The following is a 21,174-nucleotide window of genomic DNA, read 5'->3' on the forward strand; positions in this document are numbered from 1 at the left end:
CTAAATCAAGCCCCGTTTATTCATGGGTGCTTACTTACTTAACCTTCTACAATTTGATCTAACAAAGTGAGAAGGTTTTTCTGTGATGACTGCTGCACGATGGTTCGGGCAAAAGAAAGTATACACTTCGTACTCGAAGTCATCATTGATTGCGCGACCAACCTGGTAAAGCGCCGACACAAAATTACTATCAACTCTGAAGTTATGTTTGACGACATAATCTCTTTCTAAATACCAAAATAGTTCAATGCCTTCTTCGCGGGCATAGTTGGCTAAGACTTCTTTTAAAGTGCCACCTGATTCAAAGCGTCGGGGCGCTAGCTCCCCGGTCCAACCGGGAGAGGAAGGTTTTACAACGAGGCCGCGTTGTGCAAGTGCGTCATCTAGAGGAAAGGTTGGTTTTCCTAAATTTATGACATACTGATCACGTTCAGTATCTCGCTCGCTGACACGGTTCCTAAAACTTTCATAAAATTGCGATAGACCTTGCGCAGCAGCATTACTGGTTTTGGTCATATCCATATTCTCAGGCAGTGTACCATTAAGCACATAATAGGCTGCAGCAATTAAAATAGCGCTCAGGGCGAGATGTTTTAACCAAAACCCAGTTGAAGACGACTTTTTTCTTTTGTTCTTTTTAGCCATACATAATACTCATGTTTTACTTGTAGTACGATGGAGCATTCTCGTCAGGTCGTGTTTTGAACCTGCGGTGCAGCCACATATATTGCGAAGGTGCTTTATCAATTGACTGCTCCATGCGTTCATTTACGCGTCTAACATCATTATTGTCATTACCACTAGGGAAATTCTCTAGTAGTGGATGAAATTCAATATGATACTTACCTTGTTCATCTCGAAAGCCTGATAAGCTTAACGCCTCACAGTGCCTACTCGCTGCAAATAGCAAGGTGCCTGTCGTTGTCGCTGTTTCTTTTACCGCATAAAACGAAGTAAACTCACAGCGGTTACGGCCATAATCTTGATCGGGTAAGTAGTAACACATTTTTTTGTTTTTTAGTGATTGTAATAAGCCTTTTACATCTCTTTTACCGATCAATGCCTCATTCGAGCGAAGTCGCCCTCGAGTCATAAAAAACTCCATCAAGGCATTGTTATGAGGGCGGTAGAATCCAACTCCAGGCTGAATAGAGCCGACAATTCGCCCTAGCATTTCAAGATGCAGCATATGTGGTACAAGTAAAAGCACTCCTTTACCATCAGCTTGCACGCGTTCAACATGTTCAAAGCCTTTAATAGAACCGATCACATTTTTAACTCGCCAATTTGGCCACCACCATGCCATGCCCGTTTCTAATGTTGCTACGCCTGTGTTTTCCATATTCTCTTTTACAAGTTTAGCCTGTTCAGCCTCGCTCATATCAGGAAAACAAAGCTTAATATTTACTTCGGCAATTTTGCGGCGTTTCTTAACATATTTATGGACTAATTTTCCAAGGCCTTGACCTAACCATATTTGTATTTTTTGCGGAAGCCAAGAAATTAGGTAAAGGAAAAGCACACCTAGCCAGGTTAACCAATACTTTGGTGCCAAAAAAGCGAGTTTAAAAGATGGATTTGTGACCACAAAAGTTCTCTCGTACACAGAATTGTCGATAGTTTAACGATAAGCTTTTCAAAATACAAAAGCCGGCGAGTGCCGGCTTTTGAAAAAAGAATTTTAAGTGTCTGTTTAACAGGGGTTAATTTTAGCCTTCAGAAAGACCTTTATTAATAGCTTCAAGGTCAGCTCTTGAAAGTGTACCAGTCGCTTGCTTAAGTCTAAGTGAAGAAAGCACGTATTGATAACGCAGGTTTGCTAGGTTACGTTTTGCTGCATAAAGGTTTCGTGTACTGACTAGTACGTCTACAATAGTACGAGTACCTACTTCAAAACCTGCTTCTGTTGCTTGCAAAGCACTCTCAGCAGAAACAACGGCTTGCTCTAGTGCTCGATAAGTCGCAACATCAGACACCACCTGGTTATAAGAGGTGATCACCGAGCGCGTGATGTCACGCATACTCTTTTCTAGATCTTCACTCGCTGCAACAAAATTAGCTCTTGCTCTGTCTGTCGCTGCTTGTGTTTTACCACCAGAGTAGATTGGGACGTTTAAAGTTAATCCAACTTGAGTCGTGTCGCCTCGAGGTTTACCGTCAGCACCTGTTGCATTAGTTAAACCATCTGAGTAAGACGCTTCAAAACCAAGTGTTGGGTAGTGACCCGCTTGTGCTCTGTCAATTTCATCTGACGCAATGTCTAGTGATGCTTTAGTGATCTGTAAAGATAAATTACGCTCTTTTGCAATATCAATAAAATCAGTTGATTTTTTAGTTGGCTTCACAGTTGAAAAAGTATCAGTGTTTAAAGCATCAAGTTTGCTGTGGTATTTGCCAGTGATTGTTCTTAGAGTTTCACGCGCTGTTTCAACATCATTTGAAGCAACAATTTCGTCAGCAACAGCACGGTCAAACTGAGCTTGAGCTTCATGCACGTCTGTAATTGCTGTTAAGCCAACTTCATAGCGTTGCTTTGTTTGTTCAAGCTGACGTTCGATTGCGCGTTTTTCTGCTTGTACGAATTCAAGATTGTCTAGTTTACTTAGAACGTCAAAGTAACCTTGTGCAATGCGAACAATTAGGTCTTGTTGAGCCAAAGCATATTGAGTTTCGGCTTGCAGAGCTTGTTTTTCCGCAATGCCTAAACCTTCCCACACACCTAAACTGAATACGGTTTGTGAAAGAGTAAGCGTGCGAGTGAAAGAGTCTGAAGATGAACTACCAAACACATAACCTTTTGCGTCGTTTCCTTCGTAACCATCACTATCGGTTTCACCATAGCTCATTCTGAAACCTAATGACGGTAGTAAATCACCTAATGCGCTGTCTTTAGCAAACTTTTGTGCGTCAGCTTGGGCTTTTGCTTTTAATACCGTAGGATCATTGGCAGTTGCAATGTCGTAAACTTGTAATAAATCTTCGGCTTGAGAAATCGTGCTGGTTAAAGCGCATGATAAACCAACAAGTAGTGATAATAAGCTTTTTTTCATTTGTCGCTCGATCCTTAGACAATTTTTAATTGAGAGTATGTTACCGTGTTTTTATCAATAGCAAAGGGGTAAATACGTAAAAGTTTACGCTCAAGTGTAACAGAATATATTACAGTTGAAACACCTTGTTTTTTGCGGCTAGACCCCTATTTTTAAAGGTAAATTTATGAAGTCTATAAATCAATTTAATGAAAATGATGTAAAAATCACATCAATTGAGCCGGTTTTTGATGGCTTCTTTAAAATTCATGCGTATAAATTTAATCATGCACTTTTTGCAGGAGGCATGAGCCAAACAGTGCGAAGAGAAATACTAGAGCGCGGTCACGCTGTGGCTGTTTTACCATACGATCCGAGTACAGATAATGTACTACTTATAGAGCAAATTCGTATTGGCGCTTTGGCAACAAAAGAGTCTCCGTGGTTATTAGAATGTATTGCTGGTATGGCCGAGGGATCAACTAACTATGAAAATGTGGTTCGAAAAGAAGCCAAAGAAGAGGCAGGTTTAGAGCTGCAAGAGCTTGAATTTATGACATCTTATTTATCTAGTCCAGGCGGTACCACCGAGCGATTATATTTATATCTGGCGAAAACAGACTTATCTAATGCAGGTGGTATCTATGGCTTACATAATGAAGACGAAGATATAAAAGTACACGTAATGCCTTATGATGAAGCAATTGCTCGTCTTAACAGTGGAGAAATTGATAACGCTGCGACTGTGATTAGTCTACAATGGTTAGCGTTAAATAAAGCCCGTATGTTGGAACAATGGCAAGCAGAGTAAAGAGGTGCACAGTTGAGTAATGTGGTTACTAGGCAAGCGTATATTCAATCTCTCCCTAAGTATATTACCTTATGTGAGCGTAACTACCTACGCGCGTTAAAAGTATTACCTGAAGAAGTGGTTGGCGAGAAGCGAAAAATCGTATTAGCCAATGCCAGTTACGAAGTACATATTGACGACTGTGCAAAATACACCACAGATATCTCCATTAAACAAACCTCAACAATCAGCGACTATCTGCCAGAATTAGACCTTGCCGTACGTCTTTATCACGATGCGAAGGTGGCTGAAGTGGTTCATCATGATTTTCATCAGCGTATTAAACCCTCTTACGGTTACCCAAACCCGAGCATGCATCACAAAGATGAAAAGTATCAGCTAAATGCTTTTTTAGGCGATTGGCTGATGGCATGTTTAGAAAGTGGTCGAGTGCCGTTAAATTGGGATGTTAATAATGGCATGGTTTGAACAAACTTATACTTTTGAGGCCCGCCATCTAAAACTTGCTCATTTCACTGACTGTCACTTATTCGCTAATAAAGAAGGTGAATACTTTTCTGTTAATACAGCAAGCAACTTAGCAGCAACGTTCGAATTCCTAGCTACACAGCAATTAGATGCGGCAATATTTGGTGGCGATATTACCCAAGATCATACTGCTGAGTCTTATCAGTTATTTGCAGAGCTTTTAGAGCAAAGTGATTTAACTTGTCCTGTATTTTGGTTGCCGGGTAATCACGATGAATTGAGTGAGTATACAGGGATTGAAAACACTCAAATACTGCCACATAAAAAACTAGTGGCAGATGGCGTTGAAGTATTGCTGCTGAATTCAAAAGGCGACACGCCAGCAGGTTGGTGTACGCAAAGTCACCTAGAAGAAATAAACACGCATTTGCATGAAACTGAAAATCAAGTGCTTGCGCTATGTCATCATCATCCTGTGCCAATCAACGGTTATTTAGATAAACACATTTTAGAAAATGGGCCGCAGTTATTAAACACCTTGGTTGAGAGTGAAAAAGTAAAAGCGCTTATTCACGGTCATGTGCATAACGATTACTCGCAGAGCTTTAGAGAGATGCCAGTGTTAGCAACACCGGCAACTTCGATTCAGTTTTCAAAAGTAACCCCTAATTGGCAGCAGCAAAATTTGGGGCCAGCAGTGCGTTTGATTGATTTCTCACGTTCAGTGCTTAAAACAGAGGTGATATGGTTAAACGCGTAATTTATATCCACGGGTTTAATAGCTCAGAGAAGTCATTTAAAGCCCAACAGTTTGGACAATGGATATCAAGGCATTATCCTGATATTGAGTACATCTCACCGAGATTAAACTATGACCCCAGAGTTGCCATCATTCAGCTTACCCAGCTAATTGATCAACACACAGTGTTGTTGGGGAGTTCTTTAGGTGGCTTTTATGCGACCTATTTGTCGCAGTTGCATAACATTAAAGCAGTTGTGATTAATCCGGCTGTTAAGCCTTTTGAATTATTAGCAGATTACTTGGGACCACAGTATAATCCCTATCAAGACATGCATTATGAATTGACGTTAGAGCATGTTGCTGCATTAAAGTCGTTTTATGTTGAGACGCTTTCTCAGCCAAGCAATGTTTTATTACTGCAACAAATGGGTGATGAAGTGCTTCCATTTCAGCAGGCGGTTGATTATTTCAAACAAAGCGCGCAACATGTAGAGTTTGCCGGTGATCATAGTTTTGTAGGTTTTGAACGCTACTTTGACACCGTTGCCAAATTTCTTAAAATCACGTACAACAAATCGAATAAAAAAGATAAAGAATTAAGCCATGAGCCAGCAGAATTATAATGCCGAAGCGATAGAAGTTTTAAACGGGTTAGAACCTGTAAAACGTCGCCCGGGAATGTACACAGATACCACTCGTCCTAACCATTTAGGCCAAGAAGTAATAGATAACAGTGTTGATGAAGCATTAGCTGGCCACGCAACTAAAATTGACGTCATCCTACATGAAGATAACTCACTAGAGGTTATCGATGATGGTCGAGGTATGCCGATTGATATTCACCCTGAAGAAGGCATTCCTGGGGTAGAACTGATCCTGACTAAACTGCATGCTGGTGGTAAGTTCTCAAATAAAAACTATCAGTTTTCAGGTGGTCTACACGGGGTAGGTATTTCAGTCGTAAATGCCTTGTCAACACGTGTTGAAATTAGCGTTCGCCGCGATGCTCAAGTCTATGAAATGGCATTTGAAAACGGCGATAAAGTACAAGATTTAGAAGTCACGGGCACGGTAGGTAAACGCAATACAGGTACTTCAGTACACTTTTGGCCTGATGCAAGTTACTTCGACTCAGCAAACTTCTCTTTATCTAAGCTAAATCACTTACTAAAAGCCAAAGCGGTATTATGCCCAGGTTTACGCATTCGCTTTATTAATAAGCAAACAAAAGAAACGCAAGAATGGCATTATGAAGCTGGTCTTGAAGATTACTTAAAAGACGCAGCAAGTGGTTTTGAAGTATTACCAAAATCGCCTTTTACAGGTAGCTTTAGTGGCTCAACAGAAGGTGTTGATTGGGCGCTACACTGGTTACCTGAAGGTGGCGAGTCAATCGCGGAAAGTTACGTAAACTTAATACCGACAGCACAAGGTGGTACGCACGTAAATGGCCTTCGTCAAGGTTTATTAGAGGCGATGCGTGAGTTTTGTGAATTCCGCAACTTATTGCCCCGAGGCGTGAAGCTAACTCCAGACGATATCTGGGATAAATGTAGCTACGTATTATCGGTGAAGATGCAAGACCCACAATTCGCAGGTCAAACCAAAGAAAAGCTATCTTCGCGTTCATGTGCGACCTTTGTATCGGGCATTGTAAAAGATGCATTTAGCTTGTGGCTAAATGAGCATACAGAAACGGCTGAGCTACTGGCAGAATTGTGTATCAGCAATGCACAAAAGCGTATGCGCGCAGCGAAAAAAGTGGTGCGCAAAAAGGTCACATCAGGTCCTGCGTTACCGGGTAAGCTAACCGACTGTTCGGGCAGTGAAACCGAACGCTCAGAGCTATTTCTAGTAGAGGGTGACTCGGCGGGTGGTTCAGCGAAGCAAGCCCGAGACCGTGAATTCCAAGCTATCATGCCACTTCGCGGTAAAATCCTAAATACTTGGGAAGTTGAATCAGGGCAAATTCTAGCATCTCAAGAAGTACATGATATTTCAGTGGCTTTGGGTATCGACCCTGATTCAACTGATTTATCGGGCCTGCGCTATGGCAAAATTTGTATTCTTGCTGATGCTGATTCGGATGGATTACACATTGCAACACTCTTGTGTGCGCTATTTGTTAAGCACTTCCCGACCTTAGTTAAAGCGGGTCATGTGTATGTGGCAATGCCGCCGTTATTCCGAATCGACATTGGTAAAGAAGTTTATTACGCACTCGATGAAGACGAAAAGCGTGGTATTTTAGATAGAATTGAAGCCGAGAAAAAACGCGGTAAAGTGAACGTACAGCGATTTAAAGGTCTGGGTGAGATGAACCCAATGCAGTTGCGTGAAACGACTATGGATCCAAATACGCGCCGTCTAGTACAGCTGACGTTAGACGAAGAAGAGCACACCATTGAAATGATGGATATGCTGCTTGCGAAAAAGCGCTCGGGTGATCGCAAATCATGGCTTGAAGAGCATGGCGACAGAGCCGAAGTATAAGAATAGATTTTAAAATTGAGTAGCCGCTAAACGATATAATCGCTAGCGGCTTTGTACGTTTTGTTCATTTCAATTAATGAAAGCGTATAAAGATAATAACAATAGGGCGCGATATGACAGATCCGCAAACCTTGTCCTTACAGGGCATAGAACAACAAACCATGGGGCGTTTTACTGAAGACGCCTACCTCAATTATTCCATGTACGTGATCATGGACCGTGCACTGCCGCATATTGGCGATGGTTTAAAGCCAGTGCAACGTCGAATAGTATATGCGATGAGCGAGTTGGGCCTTTCAGCTGCTGCTAAGTATAAAAAATCAGCACGTACGGTCGGTGATGTACTGGGTAAATACCACCCTCACGGTGACAGTGCGTGTTACGAAGCCATGGTATTAATGGCGCAACCGTTCTCATACCGCTATCCGCTCGTTGACGGTCAAGGTAACTGGGGTGCTGCGGACGATCCTAAGTCGTTTGCCGCAATGCGTTATACCGAAGCCCGATTATCGAAATTCTCAGAAGTGCTGTTAAAAGAACTTGGCCAAGGCACCGTTGATTGGACCCCGAACTTCGACGGCACTATGAACGAACCTCTAGTGCTGCCAGCGCGTCTACCCCATATCTTACTTAATGGCGTAACGGGTATTGCGGTAGGTATGGCGACAGATATACCGCCACATAATGTCCGAGAGTTAGCATCTGCCTGTTGTACGTTACTTGATAAACCAAAAACAACCTTGGAAGAGTTGTTAGAGCTCGTTCAGGCACCTGACTACCCAACCGATGCTGAAATCATCACGCCAAAAGCGGATATTCAGAAAATCTATACCACGGGTAAAGGCTCAATCAAAATGCGTGCGGTTTACACTGAAGAGCAAGGCGAAGTGGTGATCACGGCTTTACCGCATCAGTGTTCGGGCGCAAAAGTATTAGAGCAAATTGCAGCGCAGATGACCGCGAAAAAGCTGCCTATGGTAGCCGACTTACGCGATGAATCAGATCATGAAAACCCAACGCGCATTGTGGTTGTGCCTCGCTCAAATCGCGTGAAAGTTGAGCCACTGATGGCGCACTTATTTGCAACCACAGATTTAGAGAAAAGCTACCGTGTTAACTTGAACATGATTGGCTTAGATGGCAGACCGCAAGTTAAAGACTTACGCTCAATCTTAGCGGAATGGCTTGTCTTCCGCCGCGAAACAGTCCGTCGTCGTTTGCAGTATCGTCTAGATAAAGTCTTAGCGCGTTTACACATTTTAGAAGGTTTAATGATTGCCTTCTTAAACATCGACGAAGTCATTGAAATTATCCGTAATGAAGATAATCCAAAAGCTGAGTTGATGTCGCGCTTTAGTCTATCTGATAAGCAAGCTGAAGCCATTCTAGATTTAAAACTTCGTCATTTAGCCAAGTTAGAAGAGATGAAAATCAAAGGCGAGCAAGATGAACTTGCGGCAGAGCGTGACAAGTTAGAGTTAACGCTTGGCTCTGATCGTCGTATGTCGACCTTGATGAAAAAAGAAATTCAAGAAGCTGCAGAGCTTTATGGCGATGAGCGTCGCTCGCCAGTGGTTGAGCGTGGAGAGTCAAAAGCCTTAAGTGAAAAAGATTTAATTCCTTCAGAAGCCGTGACGGTGGTGCTATCTGAAAAAGGCTGGGCGCGTGTAGCTAAAGGCCATGATATTGATGCAGAAGGCCTAAACTATCGTTCAGGCGATGAATATAAAGCCTCAGCACGGGGTAAGAGCAACCAGCCAGCCGTATTCTTAGACAGTACAGGGCGCGCGTTTGCGACGGATGCACACAGTTTACCGTCAGCCAGAAGCCAAGGTGAACCAATGACAGGTCGCTTTAGCTTAGCGGGTGGCGCGACATTTGAACATGTGGTGATGGGCGAAGAAGAAGAGCTTTACCTAATGGCAACCGATGGCGGCTATGGCTTCATCACTGGCTTTAATGACTTAGTCAGTAAGAATAAAAATGGTAAAGCGTTAGTAACTGTGCCGAAAGGAGCTGAACTTATAGCGCCTATTTCTGTGAATGATGTTGCAACCGATCGCTGTATGGCAATTTCGAATGAAGGCCGAATGCTCATCTTCCCACTACGTGATTTACCCAAACTGGCTAAAGGTAAAGGCAATAAGATTATTTCGATTCCAAGCGCGAAAGTACAAGCACGAGAAGAGTTTGTAAAAGTACTTGCGTGTGTGCCAGATGGTGCATCGGTTACACTACATGCAGGTAAGCGCAAACTAACCCTTAAGCCGAGTGATTTAGAACATTACTATGGTGAACGTGGTCGTCGTGGTAATAAACTACCAAGAGGGCTTCAACGTGTTGATGAATACGAGATTGAGTTTACCAAGGCAGAGCCGATAGAAGAGGCCCCGTCAGAAAGCTCAGAGTAAGTATCTAAGTTTTGAAAGCCCGCAATAGCGGGCTTTTTTAATGGCTAAACAAATTAACTAATTATCTGAACTTTAAAGATAAAATTTCGTGTCGGGTAAATGTCGTGGTTGTATCACTGTACTTTGTTCATAGTGACCTCGTTGGAAGCAAGGAAACAAGAAATAATGGTTTTAAAACAATTAAGAGTCAGTCGACACTTAACCCAAGAGCAGTTAGCCGAAATGTCAGGCCTCAATGTGCGTACAATTCAGCGAATCGAAAGCGGTCATAATGCCAGTTTGGAATCATTAAAATGCCTTGCTTCTGTTTTAGAAGTGAATGTAGATACATTGCAACAAACGAGGTTAGATATGAAAACACAAGAAGAGTTATGGCAAGCTGCGCCACTGTGGGTCAGATGTTGGTTTGCTTTAAATTATCTCAATTTAACGCCGTCAAAACGAGCGACAGTTCGGGCATTATTTACTTGCCACATTAGTGGTTATTTATTCTGCTTACTAGGCCTTATCAGTCAGCCAGCATTGGCGGGCGGCATCATTATGTTGGGAGTCGGGTATTTCTTTAATTTTTGTTTATGGCTTGGCAATAAGTACAGTATCTGGAGTGATGCAGAGCACACTTAATTTATTATGTTCAGTCAGTTTCTAAAGTGAGTATTAGACCAGTTGCTATTGGCGAAAAGCGACTGAAGCTGATAAGTTTAATGCTCACTTATTACACAAGATAAAAACAAAAAATGAAAAAACTGACTCTTAGCTTAGCCTTATTACTCAGTGCTAATATTCACGCCCTAGATTTAGATAAATCGGTTCAACAAAGTTTACCTAAACTCAATCAGCTTTATTTACACTTGCACCAGAACCCAGAATTGTCCTATCAAGAAGAGCAAACAGGCAAGCGTTTGGCCAAAGAGCTAGATCAGCTTGGTTTTGATGTCACTAACAATGTGGGTGGTTTTGGCGTAGTTGGTTTATATAAAAATGGTAATGGCCCAACAGTGATGATCCGTGCTGATACAGATGGTCTTCCTATTGTAGAGCAGACAGGTAAACCGTATGCATCAAAAGTGAAAGTGATAGATAAGCATAATAACCAAGTCGGTGTTATGCATGGCTGTGCTCACGATATTCATATGACCAGTATGATCGGTACTGCTGAGCAGTTAATGAAGCATAAAGATCAATGGCAAGGGACGCTGATGATGGTTGCTCAGCCTGCTGAAGAAGTCGGTGGCGGTGCCAAAGCCATGATCAAAGAGGGGTTATTTAAAGAGTTTGCAAAGCCTGACTATGTGTTGGGTTTACATACCAGTGCATCACTCCCTGCTGGGCAAGTGGCAATTGCGCCCGGGTATGCTTTAGCGAACGTTGATTCGGTGGATATTTCAGTCAAAGGCAAAGGCGGACATGGTGCTTACCCACATACCACTATCGATCCTGTGGTATTAGCATCTCGCATTGTTTTAGGTCTGCAAACCATTACCAGTCGAGAAATATCACCGCTTAAGCCGTCTGTTATCACAGTCGGTTCAATTCATGGTGGCTCAAAGCACAATATTATTTCAAATGAAGTGAAGTTGCAGCTAACGTTACGCTCGTATGATCCTGCGGTTCGCGAGCAACAAATTGCAGCAATTAAACGTTTAACCGCGGGCATTGCGCAAAGTGCCGGGTTAGATGAGTCGCTTTATCCTGAAGTGTTGGTGCATGAATCGGAGTCTATTCCATCAACTTATAATAACCCTGAACTTGCAACTCGTATGACGAAGAGCATTAAACAGGAGTTAGGTGACTCGCAAGTTGTCAAAGCTGAGCCTGTTATGGCGGGCGAAGACTTTGGTTTATTTGGCCGTACTGAAGAAAACATTCCAATTACCATTTTTTGGTTAGGCGGGGTTGAGCCAAGCAGCTACAAAGCAGCAATGCAAAGTGGTGAGCCTTTACCTTCATTGCATTCTAGTAAGTTTGCGCCAGATTATGAATTGGCAGTACATACGGGTGTAAGAGCCATGACAGCGAGTGCACTCGATCTTTTTAAGCAGTAATTTTGTTATCTAACCTGAGCTCAGGTTATTTAGCTAAATGATAAGAAGCGCCGCAAGATAAAATGCAGCGCTTTTATTTAAAACGGTGCTGGTGTGGTAAAAGTCATCATCTCTTCATTGCGAGGATGTGCGATTTGCAACATTTCAGCATGTAGCTGCAAACGGTTTGCTGCGGCTAGCGCTTCATCTTTAGCATATAACCTGTCACCTAAGATCACATGACCGAGTGATAACATGTGTACTCTCAACTGATGTGAGCGCCCTGTGATAGGAGTGAGTTTTACGCGCGTTGCAGCTGCTTCATAGTCTAACACTTCAAAATGTGTCAAAGACGGTTTACCACTTTCGTGGCACACCATTTGTTTTGGTCGGTTAGGCCAATCGCACGTCAGCGGTAAATCAACTGAGCCTGTAGGCTGCGCTAATTTGCCATGCACACGGGCAATGTAATACTTGTTGGTCAATCTATCTTGAAACTGAATACTCAAAAAGCGATGTGCTTCTTTGTGCATGGCCAAACACAGTACACCAGAAGTCGCCATATCTAAACGATGGACTATTCGCGCACTTGGAAAAACACGGTTTACTCGCGCAATTGCACAATCTGCATGCTTTGGGTCTTTACCGGGTACTGTTAACAATCCACTGGGCTTATTGATAACCAACATATCGTCATCTTGATACAGAATATCTAAATATGGGTCTAGTGGGGGAGCGTAATTAAGTAGCACAGTAATACCTCGTTTTTAGCAAGGGCGCTATTCTACCTTAAGGCAAAGGTAATAAGCGAGTTAACTTCGCATACAAAAACAGACTCATAGGAGTCTGTTTTAAATTTTTAAAGTTATCGATTTTCGCTAAACTTTAAACTGCTCAAGCATATCTTCTTGATGTGCAATTTTATCAAACTGTGACTGCATGGTTTGGTCGACATTGGCAGCTTGAGAAAGCACAGTATCTGAGATAATACGAATTTCAGAGGCATTGTCATTGACGTCTGTGACCACTTGTCTTTGTTCATGTAGCATATTGGCGATTTGCATATTTAAATCAACAATATGTGCAATTGAATCACGAATTGCGTCAAGGGCATGTTTGGTTTCATCGGCTTTACCTACCGTCGTTTGTACCACTTGCTGACTTTGTTTCATAACTTGAACTGCACTCATAGCACCAGCTTGCAGTTGATCAATCATCGATTTGATTTCAGTAGTCGCTTCTTGTGTGCGCTGTGCAAGTGTTCTGACTTCATCGGCAACTACCGCAAAGCCTCGACCTGATTCACCTGCACGGGCTGCTTCAATTGCCGCATTCAGTGCTAACAGGTTAGTTTGCTCGGCAATGCCATTGATCACAGACAGAATTTGTTCGATACCACTTGTTGAGACTTCAAGTTCATTCACAACATTAACAGCATCGCTTATTTGCTCGGATAATTGCGCAATTGAAGAGGTAGTTTCTGAAACAACCTTTTGACCGTCTTGTGCTGCTGTATCGGTATTTTGAATCGCTGAAGCGGCTTCTTGTGCGGTATTGGCAACACGCTGTTCGGTATCAGACATACTGGCTGTCGCCTCGACTAACGCACCTAGTGCATTCACCTGACGAGAGATTTCTTGTCTAGATTGGTTTGCATCATTTGACGTTTGCTTCGCATCTGCAAGAATTTCACGACCTAGGCTTTGAATTTGCTCAATGATCCCCTGTAGACGTGCAGTGAATAAGTTGAAGTTTTCTGCCAATTCAGAAAATTCAGGGTCGCTATCAGTGTTTAATCGCACAGTTAAATCAGCATTGCCTTTTGCAATATTCGCCATTGCGTCATTAATATCCTCGAGCGGCTTAAGTAGAACATTAATCACAATAGAAAGCAGTACAACAGCAATAATCACAAATAAAATAGTGAAAGTGATTGAGTCACTGGTTAAGTTATCAACCGCGGCAAATACTTTATCTTTTTCAAGTGCCACGCCAACCAGCCAATCAAATCCTTCAACTTGTTGAAACACCAGTATGTGCTCTTTACCATTGAGCTCTATGCTTTGCATGGTTTGTCTAAATTGAGTTTTACCTAAGAATTTAGAGGCTTTTTGACCATTTAATTTGCTATCAGGGTGAGAAATAATGGTACCGTCTTCACTCACCATGAAGGCGAAACCGGCGTCAAATAAGTTGAATGAGTTAATCATATTACTCAGTTTTGCTAAGCTCACATCAAAGAAAATAGCACCATGAAATTGACCTGATTTTTTAACTGGCGTACCAATTGAAACGAGGATTTCTTTCGATACTGAATCGGCATAAGGCGCAGTCACAATCAACTTGCCTGCGTTTTTTGCATCTTGATACCAAGGGCGCTTTCTTGGGTCCCATGTTGGGCCGGGGTTCCAGCTCGGGTCGCTGGCAACATATTTGCCCGTAAGCTCTTCCCCGTAACCAATCAATATAAATTCTTGTTGCAGCTTTTGTTGGCTTAGTAGAGGAGCTGCCTCGTTTAAGCTGTCTGTTTGCGCCACTAAATCAGTGGTTAGGCTAGCCAAGTTCGCACTGCCTTGCATTTGGGCTGTGACTGTGTTGCTGATCCCTTGAATAATTTCGGTCACGCTTTGTTCAACTTGTTTTTCAAGGTTACTTTTAAGCGAGAAATATTGTTTTATAGACAGCACAGTCAGTGCAAGCAGTAAGACCAGTGAGGATATGACGATGATTTTGTGTTTAAACTTCACACATAACTCCAAAGGCCTGAGGCCAGTCATTTATTATTATTAAAGTTTTGATTTGTATCTGTTGATTTGTGAGTGATTACTCAGCGCAATCACTCACTCGGCTAAATGCTAAACCCTACTAAAGTCTAGGGTTTAAATGCTTAAAACACAACCTAACTCAAAGAGTAAAATTAAAAGTGTTTTATTGTTTGCTGGTATTGATTAAATAGACGGCTGAAAGAGCCAACGTGCCGCCAATAGCAACACTCAAAGGAATGGTTTCTCCAAAATACCAAACCGACAATCCCATAGCGGTTACAGGGACCACAAAGATAAATGAACTAGAGCGACTCGGGCCTATTTTTTGGTTTGCCAAGAAAAACACACTAGTGGCAATACTGACCACGATCACGGATAGAAATAGCATATGGTGCCAATAAACCTCAGGATAGTGAGTCATTGAAGTAAGAGGGTCTAAATCAAAGGCAAATATATAACTCAATATGCTGGCCCATAAGTACATTAGCGCGCTAAATGTCATGAAGTCGGCAAATTGAGTTCCACGTTGGCTGGCAAGTGTCAGAAAAGCCCATGAAAGTGCTGCGAGTACAAAGAATAAGTTACCTGATGCAAAAATTTGCTCGGTATCAAAATGCCAAACCTCAATCATCATCATGCCACCCGCAAGGCCTAATAGCATACCCACGAGCTGCAAAGGTCTAAACTTTTGCTGATTAAAAATAGCAGCAAGCGCAAATGTCATAATGGGGTTTATGGTTGTAACCAGCATGCCGCCTTTACCAGGTAAACCGTCATGTAAGCCTAAGAAGAACAACTGATTATAACTGGCCAGCAAAAGTCCTGCGGGTAAAGACCACAGTAAAGCGGGCATAGCAAAGCGTAAATTTACTAGTTTGAATTTTTTTACTAGAAAAAGAATAGGTAGCATACTAACGGTTGCCAGTGCCAGGCGATAAAAAACGGTGAGCTTTGCTGGGGCCATATCGGCAATGATTTTCCCCGAAATCCAACTCGCGCCCCAAAATAGCATCGCGGTCACGAGTGCGAGAATAACTGGTGCATCATTCGAATTTTCTGACTGCTGCAAAGAGTGCATGGTTTTCCTTTAAAGCCCTAATCTAGACAATAACGTTTTATATCATACTTATTTCAGTTTTATTCGAAAAAGTGGATGAAATGCACTGGTTTTATCGAGTGCTCAAAAGGCGGTGTGAATGTTTGATCTAAGTCGTTTTAAGTACTAATTTGTGTTGGTGTTTTTTTTAGCCTTTTCAACTTCTATTTCTATACTTCAAATAATAAAGGTCAAAATGGTGAAAAACATGGATATTAAAGTACTCCTCATTGACGATGATAACTTTATTCATAAAGTGGTGAGAAAAGCAGCGGATGGGGTATTTAGTGTTTGCCACGCATACAATGGACCAGAAGGCTTTGAAATAGCCAAGGCTGAACAACCCGATGTGATTTTGCTAGATGTTGAAATGCCAGGACAAAATGGCTATGAATGCTGCGAGGTATTGAAGTCTGACAATTCAACGAAAGAAATTCCAATTGTATTTTTGTCAGGAAAAACAACTTTAAGAGAGCGCATGCTAGGCTACGAGGCCGGTGCTGATGATTATCAACTCAAGCCTTTTGATACCGTTGAGTTAATTGCTAAATTGAAGGTGTCAGCTAAATATAAAACAGAGCGAGATTCATTAAAAACAGAAATAAAAACGGCGCATAACACCGCGATGGATGTGATGACTGGTAATAGCGAGCTTGGCTTGGTGATGCGCTTTGTTGAAATGACCTATGGTATTCGCCAGTTAGATTCTTTAGCTAAACAGTTGCTCGATTTAACGTCTAGCCTAGGTTTGAAATGCTCAGTGTTGTTTGATTTTAATGGCAAGGCATTTACCTATTGTAGCTCAGGTTTACTGTCGCCCATAGAGCAAGAATTGCTAGAAAGCTGTCGCACTAATAAGCGGTTTATTGATTTTGGTTGCCGCACGATTATCAATTATCCGAAAGTAACCCTGCTTGTAAAAAACATGCCTTTACACAGCCCTGAAAAATATGGGCGATTCAAAGATGTTTTGCCTACTGTTTTAGGTGCCACCGATGCCAAACTTAGATTGATGGAAACCAATGATCTCTTACTTAAACAAGGCGAGAAAACCCATTTTGCTTTCACCAATATTCGCCATTCATTACAGGATCTTGTCAAGAGCTTACATGTTCACCAAGCCGATGCGGGAGAAAGTATCGAACGCCTTGCCACGAGTATGCAACTTGAATTACCCAAGCTTGCGCTTGAGCCGGACCAAGAAGAGTTTATCCTTGATTCTATCACCAATACATTTGACGAAGTCTCTGAGCACTTAAGTAACTCAAATGAAGTGAATATTACGTTTGTGCACATTTTAAAAGAGATGAAGTCCTTAGTCGGAGATCTAGAAGGCGTGATTTCTGCAACTCAGCAAGACATCTGCTTTATGCAAGGTGCCGAGGTAGATATTGACGATGAAGACGGCTACCAAATGGACGTAGAACTATTTTAGTGACAATTTGTTAATGAGTAGGGCGCTACTCAGTGAGTAGTTTGTCTATATCCTTGATGGCATTTTGGTAATTGATGATCATAAACTCTTCTTGTGCGGTTAGCTCTTGCAGCAGGTTTCTCATTAAATAAAGTGTTTCTAATAAATATGCCTCTCTGACAGACTCTCGGGAGTAAAAAATATCCCCTAATCGAGTCAAAGTTGCTTCTATGCTTAAGGTTTGAAAACGATATAGGGTATTTAACGCAGAGATAGTCTCTATACGCATATTTGAAGAGATCCCTGATTGCTTTAGTGCATCCCAGGCGGAGTTTCTTAACATATCTTGCACTAAACCATTTGGCATCTGACTCAAAATAAATGCTCGTTGCTTACTACTATCTAGAAACTCAGGTGGCTCGGTAATAGCAGATTCAACATTGGCAAGTACTTGTTGATGATAAGGTCGCCACTGTTCTAGCAATGCTTTATTGGTTGTTAATTCAGCTTTTATGAGTTGCAGGGCACGGACTTTTTCTTGGTCTTTTTTAACTTGCGAATGCATTTCACTCAAAAATAAAGCCAATAGTACACTGAATACGATTAACCCAGATTCAAATAAAACTTTGATGATATTTGCCCGTGCTTTTTTAGTTTGAAAAATCATCGTCCATCCCCTGAAGTTAAGTGGCAACCTCTTTTGGTTAAGAGGATTATCAAAAACATAATAGGGCTGTATCTGATTAGGGTAAATAGAAAAAAGGTAAGTTCACGATGAAAAATCATCAACTCTCTAGTAATACTACTAGGCAGGGGCTTTGGAAGTGCAATTGATATCTGTTTGCAGGTTTAGAAAGAAATGTAATTGAGGGGAAAAAGAGGCCAGCCATTGACTGACCTCACAGGGAATTTAGTGAGATACCACAATTAAGCGGATCGCATCGAGTTTCAATTGCGCTTTTTCAATAAATTCATCAAGCTGCGCTTTTTGCTTATCAAACACCTGAATTTCTTCATCACGAATATTCGGGTTGATGGCTTTAAGTGCCTCAAGGCGACCTTGCTCTTCGTTTAACGACATTTGCATCTTCTCTTGTGCCGCAGCCCTTAGCGTCACTAACTCAGCTCCGGCTAGTTCATTTGCTTTGTTAATGAGTGGGTGGATCGCAGCTTGTAACGCATTTGCCAATTTACTACCCGTTTGGCGACCAACTGCCGAAAGCTGGTTGTTGAATGCATCGAAGGCCACATTCTCAGCTAGGTTATTACCTGCTTTATCAAGTAATACGCGAATAGGTGTTGGCGGTAAGAAACGACCAACCTGCAACGCTTTTGGTGCAGAGGCTTCAGCGACAAAAATTAACTCAACAAAGAAGGTACCTGCAGGTAGCTTTTTGTTTTTCAGTAGTGCCACAGACGCACAACCAAAGTCATCGTCACAGATCATGTCCATGGTGCCTTGTACCATAGGGTGATCCCAACTGATGAACTGCGCATCTTCTTGAGAAAGAGAGGTTGCACGATCAAATGTCACTGTAATGCCCTCATCACGTAAACACGGGAAAGATGGGTTTAGCATATGCTCAGTTGGCTTCAAGATAATGGTATTTTCGCCTTTATCTTCTTGGTTTACACCAAACATATCAAACACATTTATCATGTAAGCTGGTAGTACAACATCGTCATCAAGTTGTTCAATTTCAGCGGCTAATGCATCTGATTTACCTTGACCACTCGAGTGTAGCTCTAATAAACGGTCACGGCCTTGTTCCATTTGCTTACGTAGTTGTGAGTTTTGTTTCGCAGCTTGCTCTAAAAGCGGGTCTAATTCTTCCTCGTCACAGTTATGCTCACTGATAAACTCTAATAAGTCATCGCTGAACTCTTTGTAAAGAAGCTGACCTGTTGTGCTGGTGGTTTCGAATGCATCAAGGCCTTCATGGTACCAGCGCAATAACACTTCTTGAGCGGTATTTTCAAAGTAAGGCACATGAATATTAATATCGAACTTCTGACCAATGCGGTCAAGACGACCAATACGTTGCTCTAGTAAGTCTGGGTTGAGCGGTAAATCAAACAACACAATGTTATGTGAGAATTGGAAGTTACGGCCTTCAGAACCAATTTCAGAACAGAGTAATACTTGCGCACTGTCGTATTCGTCGGCGAAGTAAGCGGCTGCACGGTCACGTTCAACAATGCTCATGCCTTCGTGGAAAACGGCTGACTTAATGGCTTCGCGCTCACGTAAAATTTGTTCAAGGCTAATTGCGGTTTGTGCTTCGGCACAGATCAACAACACCTTTTCGTGCTTAAGCTCTTTGAGCTTGGCAATCAACCACTCAACTCGAGGGTCAAAACCTGCCCAGCTACTGCCAGCGCCTTCAAACTCTTGGAAGATTTTTTCAGGAAACAGGGCGCGTAATGCAGACTTTTCTGGTGTTTGAATGCCGCCCATATTACCCATTACAGTCATAGCGGTTTTGTATTGCTTAGGTAACTCAACCGGGTAGCTATGTAATTTACGGCTTGGGTAACCATCAATACCACTGCGGCTATTACGGAATAAGATACGACCTGTACCGTGTCGGTCTAATAGCATCGACAAGATTTCTTGCTTTGCTGCGTCATCACCGCTTTGCGCTTTGGCTAGTAATTCCGTGATGTCAGTTTCTTTTAACAGGGTCTTTAAAGTCGTCTGATTCTTTTCATCTAACTCGCCTTGCTGTAAAAGCTGGTTAGCTGCATCAGCCACTTCTTTATAGTGGCTTTCTTCTTCAACGAAAGCATCGTAATCGTAGAAGCGGTCTGGGTCTAACAGTTGCAGACGAGCAAAGTGACTGTAGTGGCCTAGTTGGTCTGGCGTTGCTGTTAGAAGAATTAAGCCAGGAATATCTTGGCTCAGCTCTGCAATACGCAGGTATTCTGTGCTTGGCTTTTCTTTAGTTACTGTTAAGTGGTGGGCTTCATCGATGATCAATAGATCCCAATCAGCCAAAGTGGCTTGTTCAAACCAGCGGCGTTTTTTAGTGATGAACTCAAGACTCACTAATACCAGTTGCTCAGTCTCAAATACGTTTGGAGAGTCGGCAAAAGCTTCATCACAACGTTCTTCGTCGAAGATAGAGAAATACAAGTTGAAGCGACGCATCATTTCAACTAACCATTGATGCTGTAAGTTTTCAGGCACAACGATTAAAACGCGACTAGCACGGCCAGTTAAAATTTGTTGATGTAAAATCATGCCCGCTTCGATGGTTTTACCTAAACCTACTTCATCTGAAAGTAAAACGCGTGGCGCGTGACGTTGGCCCACTTCATCTGCGATGTACAACTGGTGTGGAATAAGGCTGGCACGTTGGCCAATTAAACCTTTTAAATGCGATTGCTGACGGGTGAACTGGTGCTGCCATGTGTTATAGCGCAACGTATAACGGTCGAATCTGTCAATTTGACCTGCGAATAAGCGATCTTGTGGCTTATTAAACTTAATAAAGTGGTCTAAAAACGTTTCTTTTAGCGTGGTTTTTTCTTCTGTATCGAGGCGAATACCGTGATAGCTCAGAATGCCATTTTGTTCTTCAACGGTTTCTACCTCTAGTTCCCACTCTTCGACACTGCGAATAACATCACCGGGATTAAAAATTACACGGGTAACCGGAGCTTCTTGTACTGAGTAAACGCGGTTTTCTCCACTGGCAGGGAATAAAATCGTAAGCTGTCGCCCCTCTAAAGCTACGATGGTACCTAATCCTAAATCTGATTCAGTATCACTGATCCAGCGCTGACCTAAGGAAAAATTCATGTTTGTCTCGACTTAGCAGAAAAAAGGCGGCTATGTTAACCGTAAGCAAGGGCCTATTCAATCTTGTTTCTCAGGCAATTTTATGCTTTTGAGGATCCAGTAGCGCGCAGATAAAT

The 21,174-nt window shown here is 42.2% G+C and carries 17 protein-coding genes; 9 read left to right on the top strand and 8 right to left on the bottom strand.

The features are described 5' to 3' along the window. Nucleotides 1-30: 30 nt before the first annotated feature. The 3 genes from AC1HJP_RS06780 to tolC all read right to left on the bottom strand — a co-directional run bounded on the left by AC1HJP_RS06780 (nt 31) and on the right by tolC (nt 3,050). Nucleotides 31-645 (bottom strand): TcpQ domain-containing protein, encoded by a 615-nt coding sequence (locus tag AC1HJP_RS06780; protein ID WP_480361156.1) that lies wholly within the window; start codon nt 643-645, stop codon nt 31-33. 16 nt (nt 646-661) lie between these two features. Further along, nucleotides 662-1,588: an LpxL/LpxP family Kdo(2)-lipid IV(A) lauroyl/palmitoleoyl acyltransferase gene (gene lpxL / locus AC1HJP_RS06785; protein ID WP_480361157.1), complete on the bottom strand. Its 927-nt coding sequence runs from the start codon at nt 1,586-1,588 to the stop codon at nt 662-664. 121 nt (nt 1,589-1,709) lie between these two features. Next, nucleotides 1,710-3,050, bottom strand: a complete 1,341-nt coding sequence (gene tolC, locus AC1HJP_RS06790; RefSeq protein ID WP_480361158.1) for an outer membrane channel protein TolC — start codon at nt 3,048-3,050, stop codon at nt 1,710-1,712. Nucleotides 3,051-3,216: 166 nt separating this feature from the next. Between tolC and nudF the strand changes: the two genes are divergently transcribed. The 8 genes from nudF (at nt 3,217) to AC1HJP_RS06830 (ending at nt 11,999) form a co-directional block, all read left to right on the top strand. Further along, the gene (gene nudF, locus AC1HJP_RS06795) at nt 3,217-3,840 is read left to right on the top strand and encodes an ADP-ribose diphosphatase (RefSeq protein ID WP_480361159.1); all 624 of its coding nucleotides are present in this window, start codon (nt 3,217-3,219) and stop codon (nt 3,838-3,840) included. A 12-nt stretch (nt 3,841-3,852) separates the two neighbouring features. Then, nucleotides 3,853-4,308, top strand: coding sequence for a DUF1249 domain-containing protein (locus AC1HJP_RS06800; protein WP_480361160.1), 456 nt, complete (start codon nt 3,853-3,855; stop codon nt 4,306-4,308). Next, entirely contained in the window at nt 4,295-5,068 is a 774-nt protein-coding gene (locus AC1HJP_RS06805) for a metallophosphoesterase family protein (protein ID WP_480361161.1), read from the top strand. The genes AC1HJP_RS06800 and AC1HJP_RS06805 overlap by 14 nt, the downstream gene beginning before the upstream one ends. After that, nucleotides 5,053-5,673 (top strand): YqiA/YcfP family alpha/beta fold hydrolase, encoded by a 621-nt coding sequence (locus tag AC1HJP_RS06810; RefSeq protein WP_480361162.1) that lies wholly within the window; start codon nt 5,053-5,055, stop codon nt 5,671-5,673. Before AC1HJP_RS06805 ends, AC1HJP_RS06810 begins: the two co-directional genes overlap by 16 nt. Beyond that, a complete protein-coding gene (gene parE, locus AC1HJP_RS06815) occupies nt 5,654-7,543 on the top strand; it encodes a DNA topoisomerase IV subunit B (protein WP_058030634.1) in 1,890 nt (629 codons plus the stop codon). The genes AC1HJP_RS06810 and parE overlap by 20 nt, the downstream gene beginning before the upstream one ends. A gap of 113 nt (nt 7,544-7,656) precedes the next feature. Continuing rightward, nucleotides 7,657-9,954, top strand: a complete 2,298-nt coding sequence (gene parC / locus AC1HJP_RS06820) for a DNA topoisomerase IV subunit A (RefSeq protein WP_480361163.1) — start codon at nt 7,657-7,659, stop codon at nt 9,952-9,954. Nucleotides 9,955-10,119: 165 nt separating this feature from the next. Further along, entirely contained in the window at nt 10,120-10,578 is a 459-nt protein-coding gene (locus AC1HJP_RS06825; RefSeq protein WP_480361164.1) for a helix-turn-helix domain-containing protein, read from the top strand. Between the two features lie 113 nt (nt 10,579-10,691). Beyond that, nucleotides 10,692-11,999: an amidohydrolase gene (locus AC1HJP_RS06830; RefSeq protein WP_480361165.1), complete on the top strand. Its 1,308-nt coding sequence runs from the start codon at nt 10,692-10,694 to the stop codon at nt 11,997-11,999. A 77-nt stretch (nt 12,000-12,076) separates the two neighbouring features. Here AC1HJP_RS06830 and rluA read toward each other — a convergent pair whose 3' ends face one another. The 3 genes from rluA to AC1HJP_RS06845 form a co-directional block, all read right to left on the bottom strand. Then, complete coding sequence (rluA, locus tag AC1HJP_RS06835) at nt 12,077-12,730, bottom strand: bifunctional tRNA pseudouridine(32) synthase/23S rRNA pseudouridine(746) synthase RluA (protein WP_480361166.1); 654 nt, start codon at nt 12,728-12,730, stop codon at nt 12,077-12,079. 126 nt (nt 12,731-12,856) lie between these two features. Further along, nucleotides 12,857-14,725 (bottom strand): methyl-accepting chemotaxis protein, encoded by a 1,869-nt coding sequence (locus AC1HJP_RS06840; protein WP_480361167.1) that lies wholly within the window; start codon nt 14,723-14,725, stop codon nt 12,857-12,859. Between the two features lie 181 nt (nt 14,726-14,906). Continuing rightward, entirely contained in the window at nt 14,907-15,821 is a 915-nt protein-coding gene (locus AC1HJP_RS06845; protein ID WP_480361168.1) for a DMT family transporter, read from the bottom strand. 226 nt (nt 15,822-16,047) lie between these two features. Here AC1HJP_RS06845 and AC1HJP_RS06850 point away from each other — a divergent pair, with 226 nt between their 5' ends. After that, nucleotides 16,048-17,274, top strand: coding sequence for a response regulator (locus AC1HJP_RS06850; RefSeq protein ID WP_480361169.1), 1,227 nt, complete (start codon nt 16,048-16,050; stop codon nt 17,272-17,274). A 25-nt stretch (nt 17,275-17,299) separates the two neighbouring features. Here AC1HJP_RS06850 and AC1HJP_RS06855 read toward each other — a convergent pair whose 3' ends face one another. After that, nucleotides 17,300-17,920, bottom strand: coding sequence for a hypothetical protein (locus AC1HJP_RS06855; protein WP_480361170.1), 621 nt, complete (start codon nt 17,918-17,920; stop codon nt 17,300-17,302). Between the two features lie 243 nt (nt 17,921-18,163). Further along, nucleotides 18,164-21,058, bottom strand: coding sequence for an RNA polymerase-associated protein RapA (gene rapA, locus AC1HJP_RS06860; protein WP_480361171.1), 2,895 nt, complete (start codon nt 21,056-21,058; stop codon nt 18,164-18,166). Between the last annotated feature and the right edge of the window lie 116 nt (nt 21,059-21,174).

The sequence above is a fragment of the Pseudoalteromonas sp. NFXS53 genome, assembly GCF_056629255.1.

Coding starts and splice junctions, on each gene's coding strand:
- AC1HJP_RS06780 (WP_480361156.1), bottom strand. CDS start 645: ATGGCTAAAAAGAACAAAAGAAAAAAGTCGTCTTCAACTGGGTTTTGG.
- tolC (WP_480361158.1), bottom strand. CDS start 3,050: ATGAAAAAAAGCTTATTATCACTACTTGTTGGTTTATCATGCGCTTTA.
- nudF (WP_480361159.1), top strand. CDS start 3,217: ATGAAGTCTATAAATCAATTTAATGAAAATGATGTAAAAATCACATCA.
- AC1HJP_RS06805 (WP_480361161.1), top strand. CDS start 4,295: ATGGCATGGTTTGAACAAACTTATACTTTTGAGGCCCGCCATCTAAAA.
- AC1HJP_RS06810 (WP_480361162.1), top strand. CDS start 5,053: ATGGTTAAACGCGTAATTTATATCCACGGGTTTAATAGCTCAGAGAAG.
- parE (WP_058030634.1), top strand. CDS start 5,654: ATGAGCCAGCAGAATTATAATGCCGAAGCGATAGAAGTTTTAAACGGG.
- parC (WP_480361163.1), top strand. CDS start 7,657: ATGACAGATCCGCAAACCTTGTCCTTACAGGGCATAGAACAACAAACC.
- AC1HJP_RS06825 (WP_480361164.1), top strand. CDS start 10,120: ATGGTTTTAAAACAATTAAGAGTCAGTCGACACTTAACCCAAGAGCAG.
- AC1HJP_RS06830 (WP_480361165.1), top strand. CDS start 10,692: ATGAAAAAACTGACTCTTAGCTTAGCCTTATTACTCAGTGCTAATATT.
- AC1HJP_RS06845 (WP_480361168.1), bottom strand. CDS start 15,821: ATGCACTCTTTGCAGCAGTCAGAAAATTCGAATGATGCACCAGTTATT.
- AC1HJP_RS06850 (WP_480361169.1), top strand. CDS start 16,048: ATGGATATTAAAGTACTCCTCATTGACGATGATAACTTTATTCATAAA.
- AC1HJP_RS06855 (WP_480361170.1), bottom strand. CDS start 17,920: ATGATTTTTCAAACTAAAAAAGCACGGGCAAATATCATCAAAGTTTTA.
- rapA (WP_480361171.1), bottom strand. CDS start 21,058: ATGAATTTTTCCTTAGGTCAGCGCTGGATCAGTGATACTGAATCAGAT.